Here is a 16,270-nt window from a genome sequence, read left to right as displayed (position 1 = left end):
TACAGTTCAAATTACCATGCTAACAACCGTTTTCTTGTCACTTCTCCCGTATCAATTGCCTGTAGAAAATTGGCAATTGAGTACTCAATTGAGTTCTCTTTCTTATGCAGAAAACAATTCTGTGTACGATTTAATGAAAGGAAGCATGTCGGAGTATTCCGAAAGTGAAAATGCTTTCACCTTTAATGAAGTGGCATTGTCCGCGCAGTACAAAGAGTTCTCTGTATCTCTGTTCAAACGATACGAATGGTTTTTAGACTTTAGCCAAGACACGATGCCTTTCTATGGCTCAACGGTAAATGGTACGCACATAGCGCCTAATAAAACGTATGATCTTGATTTAAACGCCTCACATTTTGATTCTGAAGGCATTCGCTTTTCATACCTATATTCCGCCCAGAAATTCCGCCTTTATGCTGCAGCTTCTTACTATCAACCCAATTCTTTTCTGGATGGCAATATATCAGGATACGTTTCAAGAAAGGAAGATTGTAAAAGCGAAACTAACTGCTACAGCGGGCAGCTCGATCTTTCTTATTTTTATACCGAAGATGTGTTGCTTGGGCGAACGACACCAAAGCCAATCAGTTTATACGGTTTTGGCTTAGATATAGGTGGAGATTGGTCTATTAATGATAATTGGCTACTCTCACTACTGATTCGTGATGTATACAGCGAAATTGTGTGGGAAAGTGCTCCGTATACTATTGCCACTGCAAAAACTGCCACCAGTACAGTAGTGGACGGTCATGTTAAGTTAGACCCAACCATTTCCGGCATTGAAAAAAACAGAACCTACACACAACACTTACCATCTAAAACTACCTTTCGAGCAAAATACACCTACAACCCCAGCCATTCGCTATCTGCGACGGCGTTCTATGCCTATGGGGCATCATTATTCAATTTGGGCTACCAATATCATAATACAAATGCCGTTTATGGCTTGACCCTCTCTCCATTAGAAGAGGCGATTGGTGTAAATTACAAAAACAGATACATTAATTTCTCCGTCACTGCTAATCCGTTTGATTTAAAAAAAAGTGAGCTATATGGGGTTAACATTGGATTTATTGTCCCATTTTAATACCTCATAAAAATCATAATGATTTGAAGGTTATACCGACCAATATGCCAAATCGTCTTTTCTCAGTTCATTACTACAGAGCATAATATAAGATCATGACCCCACGCACGGAGCATAATTACGTATTTTTATCAAAAACAGGCCTATGATTTAACCCATACTTATTTAGTCATATCTAAATAAGTATGGGTTAATTGATAAAATTGAGCTGATTAACAACAATTTTAGAATTAAAATCACATTTCCATAGAAATAATAAAGTTATAATAAAATCTTATCGAAAAATTTAACATTATTAATAACCTTACAAAAACCAATCCTATATTTAGTTTTACAGCATCTCATCAATAAATAACCATGTTATTCGTTAAGTTGGTAAAATGGATAAATTTCTAAAAATAAAAGCTTTTGTTACCGTAGTAAATGCCAATAGCTTCTCTCTTGCCGCAGAGCAGCTTTCTGTTTCCATATCAACCGTCAGTAAACGTGTACAATATCTTGAGAAAGAAGTGGGATATCAATTATTAAATAGAAAGGGAAATAAAATATCGTTAACCAATAAAGGAATCGACTTCTATCAAAAAGCCCGAGACTTGCTGCATGGCTATAATGAGCTAATGATGCCCAATATAGAAAGCACGATGAAAGGTACCGTTAGGCTTGGGCTGCCGCGACGTTTTGGTGAAGACGTTGTTTTTCCTATCTTATTAAAGTTCATCAATCAGTACCCCGACATCCATCTGGATATCTGTATGAATGATACAAGAGAGTCTATTTCACGTATGGGGTATGACTTGGTTTTACGAATTGGGAAAGTGACCGAACAAGATGTCGTCTCTGTAAAGCTTGGGCAAATACCTCGAGTACTTGTTGCCCCTTCTAACTTAGTCCCTAAACAAGAAAGGGATAACATTCATTATATTAGCCAGTTACCTATCGTTTTAAATGTAGCGACAACCTTTTCATTATATAAGAATTTTTTATCTAACTACGTTTCAACAGATAACGTAGTTATGAAAGTAAATTCAGACAGATGTGCAATTAATGCCATAAAGTCGATAAATGCTATCTCTATACTTCCTTATTTTAATATTAAGGATAACGTTATAAATGGTGATATGGTTATATTGTTAAAAGACAAACCATTACCACCACAAGATATCAGCTTAATATTTCCCAACAGGCAACTATTAACGACACCTACCCGAACTTTAATTGATTTCCTCAAACAAAATTTGGCAGAAATAATACCAAGTCAATCTTGTATTATTGAAAACCCTATAATCAAACCAGCATTAATCAATGGACTTTAATTTAGATTTTTATAATATAAAAATAGAGGGGAATTCCCCTCTACTTTATATTGATAATTTTGTCTAACACCACTCTTCTATCATTAAATAACCTCAATAATAGTGCCAGTACTATCAGTGAATAAGGGCTTATTCTCTATTGCGTTAATGGACTCGCTAGAGAAACAGAGATGTTAGCATCCGCATAGTCATCAGATAGCCTTTCAACGGATTCCACAACTAAGCCCATATTGGAACCGGCTGAGCGCAATCTTGCTGTACGACCATTAGATGGTTGGCTACAATTTGCTAGCGTAGAAATCTCTTGTTGCGTTAATGGAATCGCTGCTCCTGCTGTAATGTTGTACTGACTGCCATCGACAGTCGTGAACTTACCAGACATCGCCGCACCATATTTACGCTTGGCCACATTACCTAGCACCCAGCTAAGGTTAGACTGACCAAATTCATCCTTCATCCAGTGCCAATCCCAGTTGCTACGCCCAGAAATATAGGAATATTTATATTCGTCGGCAATTTTTTGAGGACCATTAAGACCAATGGTGCTTCCAAAGGTTTGCGTCATGGTTGGTCGATTGGTTGGATGATCAGATCGCGCATTCCCACCCCAACGCAGGAACCCTTCGAAATCTAAGTTGTAGCTTAGATAAGCAAATGAATTGTAGGGAATGTCAGCCTTTTGCTTAAACAAAGTGAGCGTAATATAGCGCTTGTTCATAGCCGGAATTTGCGCTCGGTACTGTGCTTTTCGGTCAACTGAGGTGGATTTACCATCCGTTTCACTCCAACCTTGGCTCGCATTGAATTCGGCTTTGATTTCCGACGAAGCGCCCCCAATAAGTGGTACACCGACTTCGTATTTGTTTGTCACACTGAGCGATTGACCAAACGAGAAGTTATCGGTTTTTGTCCAACTTGTCGTTTCGTTGTACCCAATATCGACAGGTGCTGTGTCTTCCGTTGTTCCGCAGTTGTACACCATTGCATCAACAGTTGCTAAAGCTTCACGGTCGTACACTTCAGGTTCACCTAACACCAATGTCGCTGGGTTTGTCACCAATTTGACGTCTTTCACTTTCATTTTTAAGCGCTTGTGTGCCCAATAGCCATCGGCATGCGGATCATTACTGTTGTATCGCGCATTGATGCTGTATGTCTTTTCATCAATACGCCTCACTTCCATATCTTCACCGATATAGCGTGATTTCGTACCACCAGCCCAACCAAAGCCTAAATAATGTCCAAGGTACGACAGAGGTTTATAGAAATCGGGGTCGTTAAAGACGTTGTATTGTAGGGCTTCAACATTTCCACCATCGGCATACGCTTTGTTTGGGTAGCTAGGTAATGCTGGCAGCGGGCTGTTATTTACTGTAGGGGTTGCACTGCCTGACGCACCGTCTGAAGACGAGCTCGCCAAAGCGACAGAAGGTGCCATAACAAGTGCAATACTTGCTGCTAAGGTACATAAAGCAAAAGGTTTTCTTTCCATTATTATCTCCTTTGTGTTTGCAAAATCATTCTTATGCATTGAGGTTGGAGAGTGAATATCAATGGAATAAAACCGAGTTTTCCTAAATAGAAATTGCTTTTTGATAGTTTGATCAGTATCAGTGCAAATTATGACCTAAAGATCATTCCTACCTTCCTGACCGTAATTTAGATACTCGATACATAGGTCGTGAAAGGCTTGCGCTTGCGGGGATATAGTGCGATCGGACAACCTAAAAATCCCTATCTCACGTTGTAATGGTGGATCGATTAGGGGTATCCAAGTCAGGCGTGTTTCATTGGTAGGAAACGCTAATTTTGGAAGTGTTGTCACACCTATTCCTAACTCAAGGACAGAGAACAAAGAAGTAATGTTTTCTACAGAGTAGAGCGCTCGTTCACTTAGCACTCTAGCCGGCGTAGACTCCAACAGGGTACAGGTGCCGTTTCGAATAAATGGTTGCTGTATGAGAGTTTCCCATTCAATGCCTTCTTGTTTGCTCGCGATTGGGTTGTCTTTCAAACACACCACTCCAATCGGGTCTGAAATCAGCGAAACAAAATCAATGGATTCTTCTTCCAAGTGCGAGCAGTTACCCAAAGCGAGATCGACTTCTCCAGACATCAACCGAGACTCTACACCGGCTGCATTATCGTCGACTAAGCTCACTTCCACACTAGGGAACTGTTCACAAAATGCAGCCAGCACACTTGGAATCAGCTTGGCGGCGACGGAAGGTACACTGGCAATGCGTACCCGACCTTGCTGACCAGCCGCAGCCGCTCGCAAATCGTTATCCAGCGCATGGTACACATTTAGAAACTGGGAAATTTTAGGGACACAAATTTCACCAAATGGCGTCAACGCAGACTTATTGCCACTTTCAAACAGTGGTTGCCCTAATGTGCGCTCTAACTCTTTAATAGAAGTGGAAAGAGCCGCCTGAGATCGATTCGCTCGATGCGACGCCGCTCTAAACCCCCCTTCTTCTACGACGAAAGAAAAATGCATCAGTTGTTGCAGCTTTATATTCATAATTTTTCTCTCAGCCCTTTTTGGGATTGATGCCAAACACGGTGATAAATTTTATTTATCAAATGTAAAAAATTTACCGTTAGATTTATCACCTGTCAACGGGCAATATTTAACCATCAAGAAACAATTTCGTTACATATTGGAACCGAGACGTGAATACACAACCTAAAAAACAACCAATTAAAACTGAACTTTTTGCTTCCAAAGCGCCACTTGAATGGGCAGTCGTTGGCAACGGCACGCTTTACACTGCTCAAATTCCCATTGATGAAACGGGTGCGGTTGTTGAAGGCGGTATCGAGGCTCAAACCCGACAAACTTTTGCAAACTTAAGCCATACCCTTGAGTGCGCTGGTGAATCCATGGATTCAGTCTTTCAAGTTTTGATTTACGTGACCGACCGCGAATATCTTCAAACAGTTAACCGTGTTTATGCCGAGTACTTTAACGCTCCCTTCCCTAACCGCGCAGCCATGGTTGTAGCAGGTTTAGCTAGAGAGGAAATGTTGGTGGAGTTCGTTGTGTACGCTTCTGCGACGCAGGCTCAGTAGCTTATTTTTAGGCAGCAACCAATAACGTAAGCCTCAATTAACACGACATATATTCGAACACGCTGCAAAACGTCTATAACAATAAGAGATGAGCAGCCAAAGAACAGATAAGGACACAACAATGACGACTCAATTGCCCTACGAAAACGCACTCTACATTGGTGGTGAATGGCATACAGGTGAAAGCACTGTTGCTAACATCAACCCATCGGACATTTCCGATACCATTGGTTCCTTCGCACAAGCAAGCGAGCAACAAACTCAACAGGCTATCAGCGCAGCAAGACACGCGCAGCCAGAGTGGGAAAAAGCCCCGATGGAGCGCAAGCAAGCTGTCTTGCAAGCGATTGGTGATGAGTTGATAGCGCGATGTGACGAATTGGGTACGCTGCTTTCTCGTGAAGAAGGAAAACCTTTTGCTGAAGGGCGTGGAGAAATCTACCGCGCTGGGCAGTTCTTCCAGTACTTTGCGGCGGAAGTTCTTCGTCAAATGGGCGACACAGCCGATTCTGTTCGACCTGGTGTCTCTGTTGAAGTTACGCGTGAAGCGGTTGGTGTGGTTGCCATCATTTCTCCATGGAACTTCCCTACCGCCACCGCCGCTTGGAAAATTGCTCCGGCGCTGGCGTTTGGCAACAGCGTCATTTGGAAACCCGCGAACCTCACTCCTGCCAGTGCCGTTGCACTGACTGAAATTATTCACCGCCAAGGATTGCCAGTCGGCACATTCAACCTGGTTCTAGGTAGTGGTTCTAAGGTTGGTAACACTCTGATTAATTCTAAAGAGATTAACGCGGTCAGCTTTACGGGTTCTGTTGAAACCGGTCGTAAAGTTGCTGCTGCAACCGCACCCAACTTTGTGCGCAGCCAATTGGAAATGGGCAGTAAGAATGCCTTGGTGGTTGCCGACGATGCCGATATTCAAACAGCGGTTGATGCCACTATTGCCGGTTCTTTCTCTGGTGCTGGTCAAAAATGTACCGCATCTTCTCGCCTTGTCGTTATGGATGGTATTCACGATCAATACGTGGAAGCACTGATCAAACGCATGAGCGAGCTGAAAGTCGGCCACGCACTCGAAGACGGCGTATTTATGGGGCCGGTTGTCGATGGTAATCAGCTGGACGCCAACTTCGCATGGCTCGATAAAGCCCGAGAAAGTGGTGCGGAATTGGCGTTTGGTGGGGAACGTTTAAACCTCGCTCACGAAGGTTACTACATGTCACCGACTCTGTTCTTGGATACTCAGAATCAGTGGGAAGTGAACCAAGAAGAAGTGTTTGCGCCAATGGCAAGCGTCATTCGTGTTGCTAACCTCGAAGAAGCCATTGCCGTCACCAACGACACTCGCTTTGGTCTGACTGGCGGCATCATCACCCAAAGCCTGCGCACCAGTGCCATTTTCAAGCAGCAAGCACAAACGGGATGCGTCATGGTTAACCTGCCAACAGCTGGTACCGATTATCACGTGCCGTTTGGTGGGCGCAAAGAATCCAGCTTTGGTCCACGTGAACAGGGTCAGTACGCCAAAGAGTTTTACACCGTAGTGAAGACAACTTACCAGCGTCCTTACTGATCATATCGTGAACACCAACTAGGAAGGAATAGGCATGTATCAGCAAAGGATAGTGATTGATGGCTTGCAGTACTGCAACTGGAATCGCGAGTATTTTCAAACTCTAAAAGCCAGCGGAATTACCGCTGTGCACGCCACTGTGGTGTATCACGAAAACACCCGCGAGACGCTTACGCGTTTTGCAGAGTGGAACCTGAGATTCGAACAAAATGCCGATCTCATTATGCCTATTCACACCATGGCAGATGTGGAAGAAGCAAAAGCCACGGGTAGAGTCGGTATTTTCTTTGGGGCACAAAACTGCTCCCCAATAGAAGATGAGATAGGGTTAATCGAAGTAATGAAACGGCAAGGTTTGCTGATCATGCAGCTTACCTACAACAACCAAAGTTTGCTGGCGACAGGCTGCTACGAGCAACACGACATGGGCATTACTCGATTTGGTAAACAAGCCATTCAGGAAATGAACCGAGTAGGCATGATCATCGATATGTCTCACAGCGCAGAACGCTCAACGCTGGAAGCCATCGACATGTCTTCTCGTCCAATTTGCATTAGCCACGCTAACCCAAGTTTTGCACACAAAGCCCTTCGCAATAAATCGGATCATGTCATTAAGTCGCTCACTGAACGTGGCGGGCTACTCGGATTTAGCCTTTACCCTTTCCACCTTCCAAAAGGCAGCGATTGCACCTTAGAGGACTTCTGCCAAATGATCGCTAAAACCGCAGACATGGTGGGTGTTGAACATCTCGCCATCGGTTCAGACTTATGCCTGAACCAACCTCAGTCTGTGCTGGAGTGGATGCGTAACGGTCGTTGGTCAAAAGCCATGGACTATGGCGAAGGCTCGGCAAGCAATTCGGGCTGGCCAGACTCACTGCCGTGGTTCGCTGGCAGCGAAGGAATGGAAAACATTTACAACGGATTACTACGTCATGGGTTCAACGAATCCGAGGCAGGACAAATTATCGGTGATAACTGGTTCAACTTTTTGAAAAGCGGGCTAGAGCCTATCGCATAAAGCCTTTGTGATATGTAGAGCCTTGCCACACATAGAACCTGAAGATCACCTAACAAGGAACAGCCTGCCTAACAAAACCAATAATAAGGGCAGGTGTTAAATACACCTTTGCAACGGCAAAGAAAACTTCTGGAGTCAGCACATGTCTGATCTAACCAATAGCATGAAAAATACTGAAGCTACTAATCCTACATCTTCAGTATCGGACAACACCAAATCAGCACAAAGCGCAACGGATGCGTTAGGGCTGACCAACCCTGCATTATGGTACAGCGGCGGCTTTATTGCCCTGTTCGTTCTACTTGCTTTGTTCAATGGAGAACTGCTCTCTACACTCGTGAACACGGGGTTTGCGTGGTCTGTTAAAGTATTTGGACCGTATTGGCAATTACTGCTTCTGTTAACCTTTGTGATTGGCCTTGGTCTTGCCGCAGGCAGAACAGGGAAAGTCATCTTGGGCAATATCTCTGCACCAGAAATGAACGGCTTTCGCTGGATGGCGATCATCTTCTGTACCTTGCTCGCAGGTGGCGGTGTCTTCTGGGCCGCGGCAGAACCAATAGCACATTTTGTTAGCCCACCTCCTCTGTATGGCGCGCAAGAAAATACCCAACAAATGGCGATCAACGCGCTTTCTCAATCATTTATGCACTGGGGCTTTCTTGCTTGGGCGATAGTGGGCAGTTTGACTTCTATCGTTGTCATGCACTTACATTACGACAAAGGGCTGCCGTTAAAACCTCGTATTTTGCTTTACCCTGTTTTAGGTGAACGCGCACTAAAAGGTCAAACCGGGGCGCTCATTGATGCTTGCTGTATTGTGGCCGTTGCTGCTGGAACCATTGGCCCTATCGGTTTCTTAGGCCTACAAGTCAGCTATGCCCTTAATGCTCTGTTTGATATCCCAGATGGCTTTACCACTCAGCTGATCATTGTGATGTTCGCCATCGCTCTTTATACCCTTTCTGCCATCAGTGGTTTGAACAGAGGTATGCAGATGCTAAGCCGGTTCAACGTTATCCTAGCCTGTGTATTGATGGTCTACATTCTGCTATTTGGTCCAACTAACTTCATCTTCAATGGCTACATTCAAGGCGTTGGCACCATGCTGGATAACTTCATTCCAATGGCAACATACCGCGGTGACGAAGGCTGGTTAAGCTGGTGGACTGTGTTCTTCTGGGGCTGGTTCTTAGGCTATGGACCAATGATGGCCATCTTTATCGCGCGTATTTCTCGTGGTCGAAGCATTCGTCAAATCATTTCGACTATCAGCATCATTGCCCCATTGGTGACGTTCTTTTGGTTCACGATTGTCGGCGGCTCTGGTCTGGCATTTGAAATTGCGGAACCTGGCACCGTCAGTAAAGCATTTGAAGGATTTAACCTTCCCGGAGCACTACTGGCCGTAACCCAACAATTGCCGTTGCCAATGCTTGTCTCGATCCTGTTTTTGATTCTTACGACTATTTTCATAGTAACAACAGGTGACTCCATGACCTACACCATCAGTGTGGTGATCAGCGGAGAAACCGAACCCAATGCCATTATTCGTACTTTCTGGGGCGTAATGATGGGGGTTACAGCGCTGATTCTTATCTCTCTTGGCTCGGGTGGGATATCCGCATTGCAATCGTTCATCGTGATTACTGCGGTGCCTGTTTCGCTTATCTTGCTGCCTTCTCTATGGAATGCGCCGCAAATAGCGATGAAATTAGCTAAAGAACAAGGCTTAAATTAGGGTCTGTTGACCTAGTCCAATAATCGGGTGGGTGTTTGCCCTCCCTATTTCCTATAACCATTTGTCTTATAAAAATTTTGACTTATAACAACATAGTGGTGAGCAAAAATGGATGCACATCGTTCAACTCATTTTAACGCCCAGTATCGCAATGCCGATGTCGTAATGGCACCTGAACGCTTAGGCGCTATGCACCAAACCCGGATCAGTTTTGTTAGAACCTTGATCCGAAAAATGGCCAATCAGAGATGGAGCGTAACAAACCACCAGTGGGAGCTGTGTCCACAGGGCTTTGGTCATGTCGTTTATCAATTAAAAACACCGGAAAACATCTACCATCTGGTGGTGTTCTGCACTGAAATTGAAGACGATGAACGTAACGACAGAGTGATCGCAGAGAAGTGGGACGTCACATTTGCACTGGTTAAAGGCGAAGTATCTCAAGTGCTCTTAAACAGGCTTCGTGAAAACGTGCCATTGCAAGAAGCTGGTCGCAACCCCAACAATGTGTTGGTGTTGGCTCGTGCGAACAAAAGCGTGCGAGTATTCGAGCACATTGTGTCAAGTTTAGCTAATGGCATCCAACCTAAAGCGAATGAGTTAGCCAAGGTCGGCTACATATTGCGAACCACTGCAGTGTATGGCAATGGCAAATTTGGTATTGCCGATTTTAAGCTGCTGGAAAATAACCCAGACTTTAAACAGTCTTTCAGTGCTCAAATGTGTGCGGTTTACCTGCTGCGTGAATTCAGCCTAGACTGGGTTCATTACCTCGCTAAACTGCAAGGTGGGGATCGTTTTGTCGAACTTGATCGCTCACTTCAACGCTACCTTGGTGTAGGCAATGCGACGGGGCTCGGCATGGCTCCGTACCTCATCAATCACCCTTGTATTGTCGACCAATGGTTAACCGCGCGCGAGTCGGCATTGGCAGAAGTTTTGTGTCAGTCGCCTGATGATCAAAGTCGCTCAAGGCTCGTAACTTTGTTAAATAAAGCCATTCGCCACTTAGATCAAGTGGTCACCATAGACCAGCCACAAAAGCAGCTTAACGCCGCAGCCGTTCAAGAGCTTCAACGCGTTGTAAGAGAGATGGATACCATTTCGGACGCTCATCAAAGCTGGGGAGAATGGCTAGAACAGTGTACTCATTTCAGTTTAGAAACGCAGGAATCAATAACAAGCTGCTTAATGGAGCTGTACCCTGAAAAAGTAGACAAATACCAAGACAGAATGAATTGCGATGAATCATTGCACCTAGAAGGTCATAGAACCGTTCAGCAGTTTATTGATTTGCTCGAAACACGCTATCGCTGGGCAATTGACACCGATTACTCTCAGCACGACAACCGCTATTGGTTTTGGTATCGCTCACAAGACAAAGAAGAACCAAGACTCGGTGTGCGAGATCAAGAACCCGGTGAAGAGAAGGAACTGCCACTGGATATCGGGCGTCAGGTGAACAAACTTTATCATTCCCTCATCGCCGAAAATCCAAGTATATCTATGGCGGAATTTTCACTGAAGCACCCAAAACACCGTGCCATTGCTCGTAGAGCATGGACATTAGGGAACAAAGTGATGGGCGACATCCAAATGAATGTGTTGCACAAAGATGCTTTGCCTATGCACTTGTTAAGATGCAAATTGGCGATGTTCGGTGCGACTAAGTTTGACCCCAGATCAGATCGCTGGGTAAGAGTGACGTTCTTTCAAGGCGCGCCGCTTCTTGATGAGATCAATGAAGACGAATGGATCTTTCCTACGTTACCGTCATCAACCGAATACACCGGAGGCAAAGCGCCATGATAGTCTCTCATAACGAATTGGTGGCGACCGTCACCAAAGCATTTTTGGGAATGCGTAGAAATTGTGGTGAAGCCGATATCATTGCGAATATGGTCGCAGATTTGCAAATGGTTGGGCTTAATGGTGTCAAACATTTCAACAATGGCAGCCGATTCATGAGCAAGGAAGAAGATTGCCCCGTGGATGTTTACGAACTTGGTAATAGTAGCCTTGAAATCGATCTTCACGGCTCAAGCCTTGCGTGTCATTTACCCGTTGTATTGGATTTCGCACTAGAGAAAATGGTCAATCACCGTCAAATTACACTGAAGTTAACACGGTGCCATAACCGCTGGCTCGCCTACAGTGAATTAGCCAAACTGTCGTCTAAAGGCATTGCCTGTAAAGCCTATTGGGAAAACGGGTCTGATCCTAAGAAAGTACTGCTGGTGCTAAACAAAGGGCGCATATCACCCGAGCTCTTCTTTTCAGAGCAGGCATCGCCAGAATCGTTGATCATTCACGATATGACTATTGTTCTTTCGATTGATGACTTTGATTTTTCGGAAGTTGCCGACGGTTACAATATCCACATTTCGGCAAAGCAACTTTCTCGCACCCAGAAAGCATCGTGGGAAAAAGGTATTGAAGTGGATGAACAAGAATGGCAAACGCTAAAAGAAACGGCGACAGAAATTCTGGTTGAAAATAGTGAACAATCAAGGCTTGGAGCAGGCGAATAATATAGGCGTATTAGGGTCTGTTGACCTAGCCTAACGATCGTCGTAATTTCAACTGTTCTAACGCAACAATGGCCAACGCTACCATAATCGCAAGATAGGTTGGCCACTGGATCAACGCAATACGCTCCCCTAGTACCAACGCAACACAAAAAACCAGCACAGGCTCCAAATAACCCAGTAGTCCAAATAGTGTCATTGGCAATAACTGCGACGCATAGAAAAAGAGAATAATTGGGATAATCCCCGTAAAGGCCAAACCGAGATAATACAGCCATGCGCTTGGTGCAATGGATCCCCAAGACTCAATTCGGTAAGTCAGAGCCATACCAATAATGGCAAACGGCAATAGAAAAACATTCTCTAAACTGAAAGACATGTCGCTGCTGATTTTATATTTACGGCGAAATATAAAATACATGGGATAACCAAAGCAAATCAAAAATACTATCCAAGAAACTCCGTCGGCCATCGCGTAAGCGTAAGCTACTCCACAGGCGGCGAAAGCGCATGCGATCAACTGTTTCCGAGTAATGCTTTCCTTATAAACAAAATGTGCAACTGCGGCTAACGTTAGGGGCAAGCAAAAATAGCCAAGCGCAACAGAAAGTGTTTCTCCTTGAAGAGGTGCCCAAACAAATACCCAAAGCTGAGGGGCAATAAGAATCGCGGATAACATGTATCTCGGCCACAGTCGCCACTGGAAAAAGAAAGACCAAAACGTGGGTAATCGTCCAAATAGGGCAAGACCAAATAATAAGAGTATCGAACCCCATAATATTCGCTGACCAGCCAACCAATTCCCCATACCAAAATCGGTCGGAATGCCAGTAATCTCTGGCTGAAAAGTCACATAGGCGGGCATCATGGCAAACCCAATGGAAGCCATAATAGATGCCATTATTCCACGGGATTCATCGGTCGAAGTATTTTTCACTTGGTTCATTCTAGTCAGTCAGTTTTTATTAATATAATAGGGTCTGTTGACCTAGTAACTTACACTCAATTCTTAGAAGAGGGAATTGATTAAAAATAAGCCTAAGCACGAAATTACTTTCTCTACATTGCTACTGCTTAACTGGAGATTTTCGAGTAAATTGGCGACCTTTATTGATAGATGTCACAGAAAAACGTTCAATGCCACTTTGAGAAAAAAGTGATGTCACGCAAGCAAAGCCACATTGCACTTCGTATGAAAACCCCATATTCGACTTACCAATCAAATGCTTAAGTGTTTATATCTTTCCTTTGCCCTCGCCACATTCAGATTGTGATCGGCTTCTAATCTCAGTACTTAACTATGATCCAAGCCTTACTTTATATAATTAAAACATCGTTTCTATTTTAAAAAACCATCGTTTTTATAACATTATTTATGTGATTATTCACAGACTAATCAATAACTGATGGATATGGTTATGAACACGATAAATAAAGCTCCACTTTCCCTACTCAGTACCTCCATTTTGGTTGCAATGGCGGCACTTCCTGTACACGCAAATGACAATGATCCAAATGATGTACTCAACCAAAGCGCTGCGGCACTGAACCTTGCCGATGAAGCAAAACAAGCCTTTTATGAAGACTCTTCATCCAAGCTGCACTCTTTCTTATACATCCGAGATCGTCAGCAAAAAGACGACAACGGTGAGTACGTACCGAATATTGAAAATCAAACCCTGCAACTGGCTTGGGATTACCGTTCTGGGTATTTCAAAGATACGGTTGGCATCGATATTTGGGCGAACACCAACTTGCAGTTAGGCGACACTACGGGTCAATCCGAAATTCTTTACTACGATCACACCTGTGAAAACAACCCATCTTACGATGGCAAAGCGTGCGAAAAATCTTATGTGGCAGTTCCAGTAGCGTCGCTTAAAGCCAAATTTGGCGACGACGATACAGGTCTTGCGCTTCGCGGTGGTTATACCCGAATCAATATCGGTACGATCCGTTCGAGCTGGGGATTAAACCCACATTCTTACCGCGGTCTAGAAGCCAAAGCGCACTTTGGTGATTTCGTTGTCGGTTACGCCATCGCGGACAAGTTCAAAAATGACTGGCGTAAAAACTTCCACGATATGACGACAACTTGGCACCAAAACCAACACCCTGGTGGCAAACAAGGCAAGATCATCGACTACATTCACACCGTCGGTGGTATCTATAAGTTTGATGATGGTCAGATTGATTTAGGCTACGGTGAAGGTAAAGACTACCGTACTAACTGGCAAGTTTTGGGTAAATACGGCTTCGACATGGGCGATGCAAAAGTCAACCTGACGGGTTTTTACCACGGCAGTATCCGCGCAGAATCCGAGCTGACAGGTCTTAAAGATCAGGAAGCACAAAGCTATGTCGGTGTTGGCGCTAACATCAAAAGCGGTAACTTCACCTGGATCGCAGGCTTGAGTGCAACGGATACTAAAGGTCAAGAAGTTGGTTATAACTTCCGCCTTACGCCTTGGGCAAACTCCGACAACCGCAATTTCCAACAAACCACCTCTCAGCTAGAGGACTATAACGTTGATGGTACGAAAGCCGCGAAGCTTGCTGTGAACTACAACTTTGCCGATTTTGGTGTTGCAGGCTTAACCGCTGGTGTAGGCGCTAACTACGGGACGAATGTCATGTCTGATTTCGCTAAGAAAGAATACGACGCGACAATGAAATCACTGGACTGGAATGTTGGCTACAAATTCTTGGAAGGTGGGCTTAAAGGCTTGAACGTTCGTATGTTCCACGGTTACTACGATCATGGTGATTCCATTTCTCGTGGTCCGAAAAACAATGACCGCACAGACGTGAAGCTGCTTATCTCGTACAGTGTGAACCTGAAATAATTTCTATAGCTGCCTTTGTGCCCTGCATAGTTTCCCGCTTGTAGGGCATTTTTTATGAAAAAGACAGCACTGGTTAAGCGCGATTCGCCATCATCTCTTTCAGTTCTTTAATCAACCAGCTTTTTACTTCGCTCGTTTGGCTATCAATGCGCTTTACTAGCCCAACTTCTACCATCATGTCTGCAAAAGAATCTTTACATGCCATGGTTTTGACCTGTCCTAAAAACCAATCTGAGTCAGCAATGTGCTGAGGAACAATAGCCCAACCTTGGTTACGCGCCACCAAATCGCAAATTAAATAGTAACTATCAATGTGCCAATGGTTCGGTGTTAGTGCCTTATCGCCTCCCTCTCCGGAGCGGTCGCAAATAACGAATTGCCTGTCTGCATACAAATCCGATAACGAGACTTCTTTTTCACCCGCTAACGGATGATCTTCGCCAATAATCAGCACCTTTTCAAAATACCCAATGGATTGAAAGTCCACCTCTGCTGGTAAATCACTTTGGCGAAACATAAGCCCGATATCGGCTTTCTTTTCTGCAATCACAGCAGAGATGTCGTCGCGCGAACCGTGGGTTATCGTTAGACGAAGGTTCGGAAATCGATCCCCTAAGTTAGTGAATATAGAATGAGCGGTATCAAGAGGAATCGCTTCATCCACAGTGATCTTTATCGTGATAGGCTCGCCAGAGGAAGCCGTCATCGCTCGGCTATTCAGCTTTTGGCTTTGCTGTAAAAGCGCTTCAGCGTCGATCAACATTTGCTTACCCAAATCGGTTAAAACAGGAAAGCGAGCGGAACGATCAAACAGCTCAAAACCCAGATCCGCCTCTAGATTTGAGACGGCACTGCTCACCCGAGACTGTGCCTTTCCCATCTTTCGAGCCGCCGCTGAAAAAGAACCACTGCGAGCCGCCATAACAAACGCTTCTATTTGATCAAGAGTCCAGTTCATTTTGCTACTACACCATTCATTTTGAGATCACTCAATCCATCCGAAATTCGGATAGATAGTAACTTTTATCTATCCACATTAGAAATATAATCGTGTCAAATTTCCTCAAGGTATTCAGG

The 16,270-nt window shown here is 44.4% G+C and carries 13 protein-coding genes; 9 read left to right on the top strand and 4 right to left on the bottom strand.

Annotated features, from left to right (window positions below):
- The first annotated feature begins 16 nt into the window (after nucleotides 1-16).
- Nucleotides 17-1,087, top strand: coding sequence for a hypothetical protein (locus Q8W40_RS06385; protein ID WP_305396384.1), 1,071 nt, complete (start codon nucleotides 17-19; stop codon nucleotides 1,085-1,087).
- A 380-nt stretch (nucleotides 1,088-1,467) separates the two neighbouring features.
- On the top strand, nucleotides 1,468-2,400 hold the full coding sequence (locus tag Q8W40_RS06380; protein WP_305396383.1) for a LysR family transcriptional regulator: 933 nt from the start codon (nucleotides 1,468-1,470) through the stop codon (nucleotides 2,398-2,400).
- Nucleotides 2,401-2,536: 136 nt separating this feature from the next.
- Here the strand turns inward: Q8W40_RS06380 and Q8W40_RS06375 are convergent, their stop codons facing one another.
- Together Q8W40_RS06375 and Q8W40_RS06370 are read right to left on the bottom strand one after the other, a co-directional pair.
- Nucleotides 2,537-3,892 (bottom strand): aerolysin family beta-barrel pore-forming toxin, encoded by a 1,356-nt coding sequence (locus Q8W40_RS06375; RefSeq protein WP_305396382.1) that lies wholly within the window; start codon nucleotides 3,890-3,892, stop codon nucleotides 2,537-2,539.
- A 135-nt stretch (nucleotides 3,893-4,027) separates the two neighbouring features.
- A complete protein-coding gene (locus tag Q8W40_RS06370) occupies nucleotides 4,028-4,927 on the bottom strand; it encodes a LysR family transcriptional regulator (protein WP_305396381.1) in 900 nt (299 codons plus the stop codon).
- Between the two features lie 152 nt (nucleotides 4,928-5,079).
- On the opposite strand from Q8W40_RS06370, the gene Q8W40_RS06365 reads away from it, so the two are divergent.
- From Q8W40_RS06365 to Q8W40_RS06340, 6 genes are all read left to right on the top strand, one after another.
- A complete protein-coding gene (locus Q8W40_RS06365) occupies nucleotides 5,080-5,478 on the top strand; it encodes a RidA family protein (RefSeq protein ID WP_305396380.1) in 399 nt (132 codons plus the stop codon).
- Nucleotides 5,479-5,599: 121 nt separating this feature from the next.
- Nucleotides 5,600-7,054, top strand: a complete 1,455-nt coding sequence (locus Q8W40_RS06360) for an aldehyde dehydrogenase family protein (RefSeq protein WP_305396379.1) — start codon at nucleotides 5,600-5,602, stop codon at nucleotides 7,052-7,054.
- A gap of 34 nt (nucleotides 7,055-7,088) precedes the next feature.
- Nucleotides 7,089-8,078 carry a membrane dipeptidase gene (locus tag Q8W40_RS06355; RefSeq protein WP_305396378.1) on the top strand — a complete coding sequence of 330 codons (990 nt, stop codon included), beginning with the start codon at nucleotides 7,089-7,091 and terminating at the stop codon, nucleotides 8,076-8,078.
- A 142-nt stretch (nucleotides 8,079-8,220) separates the two neighbouring features.
- On the top strand, nucleotides 8,221-9,819 hold the full coding sequence (locus Q8W40_RS06350; RefSeq protein WP_305396377.1) for a BCCT family transporter: 1,599 nt from the start codon (nucleotides 8,221-8,223) through the stop codon (nucleotides 9,817-9,819).
- A 108-nt stretch (nucleotides 9,820-9,927) separates the two neighbouring features.
- Nucleotides 9,928-11,628, top strand: coding sequence for a hypothetical protein (locus Q8W40_RS06345; protein WP_305396376.1), 1,701 nt, complete (start codon nucleotides 9,928-9,930; stop codon nucleotides 11,626-11,628).
- Nucleotides 11,625-12,350 carry a DUF3726 domain-containing protein gene (locus tag Q8W40_RS06340; protein ID WP_101110329.1) on the top strand — a complete coding sequence of 242 codons (726 nt, stop codon included), beginning with the start codon at nucleotides 11,625-11,627 and terminating at the stop codon, nucleotides 12,348-12,350. Before Q8W40_RS06345 ends, Q8W40_RS06340 begins: the two co-directional genes overlap by 4 nt.
- 25 nt (nucleotides 12,351-12,375) lie before the next feature.
- On the opposite strand, the gene Q8W40_RS06335 is transcribed toward Q8W40_RS06340, so the two are convergent.
- Nucleotides 12,376-13,284, bottom strand: coding sequence for an EamA family transporter (locus Q8W40_RS06335; protein ID WP_370693366.1), 909 nt, complete (start codon nucleotides 13,282-13,284; stop codon nucleotides 12,376-12,378).
- A gap of 481 nt (nucleotides 13,285-13,765) precedes the next feature.
- Here Q8W40_RS06335 and Q8W40_RS06330 point away from each other — a divergent pair, with 481 nt between their 5' ends.
- Nucleotides 13,766-15,193, top strand: coding sequence for an OprD family outer membrane porin (locus tag Q8W40_RS06330; protein ID WP_305396374.1), 1,428 nt, complete (start codon nucleotides 13,766-13,768; stop codon nucleotides 15,191-15,193).
- Between the two features lie 73 nt (nucleotides 15,194-15,266).
- Here the strand turns inward: Q8W40_RS06330 and Q8W40_RS06325 are convergent, their stop codons facing one another.
- The gene (locus Q8W40_RS06325; protein WP_305396373.1) at nucleotides 15,267-16,151 is read right to left on the bottom strand and encodes a LysR family transcriptional regulator; all 885 of its coding nucleotides are present in this window, start codon (nucleotides 16,149-16,151) and stop codon (nucleotides 15,267-15,269) included.
- Between the last annotated feature and the right edge of the window lie 119 nt (nucleotides 16,152-16,270).

This window comes from Vibrio penaeicida (genome assembly GCF_030689305.1).
Lineage (GTDB): Bacteria > Pseudomonadota > Gammaproteobacteria > Enterobacterales > Vibrionaceae > Vibrio > Vibrio penaeicida_B.
This window is presented reverse-complemented; position numbering and strand designations above follow the sequence as displayed.

Coding starts and splice junctions, on each gene's coding strand:
- Q8W40_RS06350 (WP_305396377.1), top strand. CDS start 8,221: ATGTCTGATCTAACCAATAGCATGAAAAATACTGAAGCTACTAATCCT.
- Q8W40_RS06360 (WP_305396379.1), top strand. CDS start 5,600: ATGACGACTCAATTGCCCTACGAAAACGCACTCTACATTGGTGGTGAA.
- Q8W40_RS06330 (WP_305396374.1), top strand. CDS start 13,766: ATGAACACGATAAATAAAGCTCCACTTTCCCTACTCAGTACCTCCATT.
- Q8W40_RS06370 (WP_305396381.1), bottom strand. CDS start 4,927: ATGAATATAAAGCTGCAACAACTGATGCATTTTTCTTTCGTCGTAGAA.
- Q8W40_RS06355 (WP_305396378.1), top strand. CDS start 7,089: ATGTATCAGCAAAGGATAGTGATTGATGGCTTGCAGTACTGCAACTGG.
- Q8W40_RS06380 (WP_305396383.1), top strand. CDS start 1,468: ATGGATAAATTTCTAAAAATAAAAGCTTTTGTTACCGTAGTAAATGCC.
- Q8W40_RS06325 (WP_305396373.1), bottom strand. CDS start 16,151: ATGAACTGGACTCTTGATCAAATAGAAGCGTTTGTTATGGCGGCTCGC.
- Q8W40_RS06345 (WP_305396376.1), top strand. CDS start 9,928: ATGGATGCACATCGTTCAACTCATTTTAACGCCCAGTATCGCAATGCC.
- Q8W40_RS06385 (WP_305396384.1), top strand. CDS start 17: ATGCTAACAACCGTTTTCTTGTCACTTCTCCCGTATCAATTGCCTGTA.
- Q8W40_RS06375 (WP_305396382.1), bottom strand. CDS start 3,892: ATGGAAAGAAAACCTTTTGCTTTATGTACCTTAGCAGCAAGTATTGCA.
- Q8W40_RS06340 (WP_101110329.1), top strand. CDS start 11,625: ATGATAGTCTCTCATAACGAATTGGTGGCGACCGTCACCAAAGCATTT.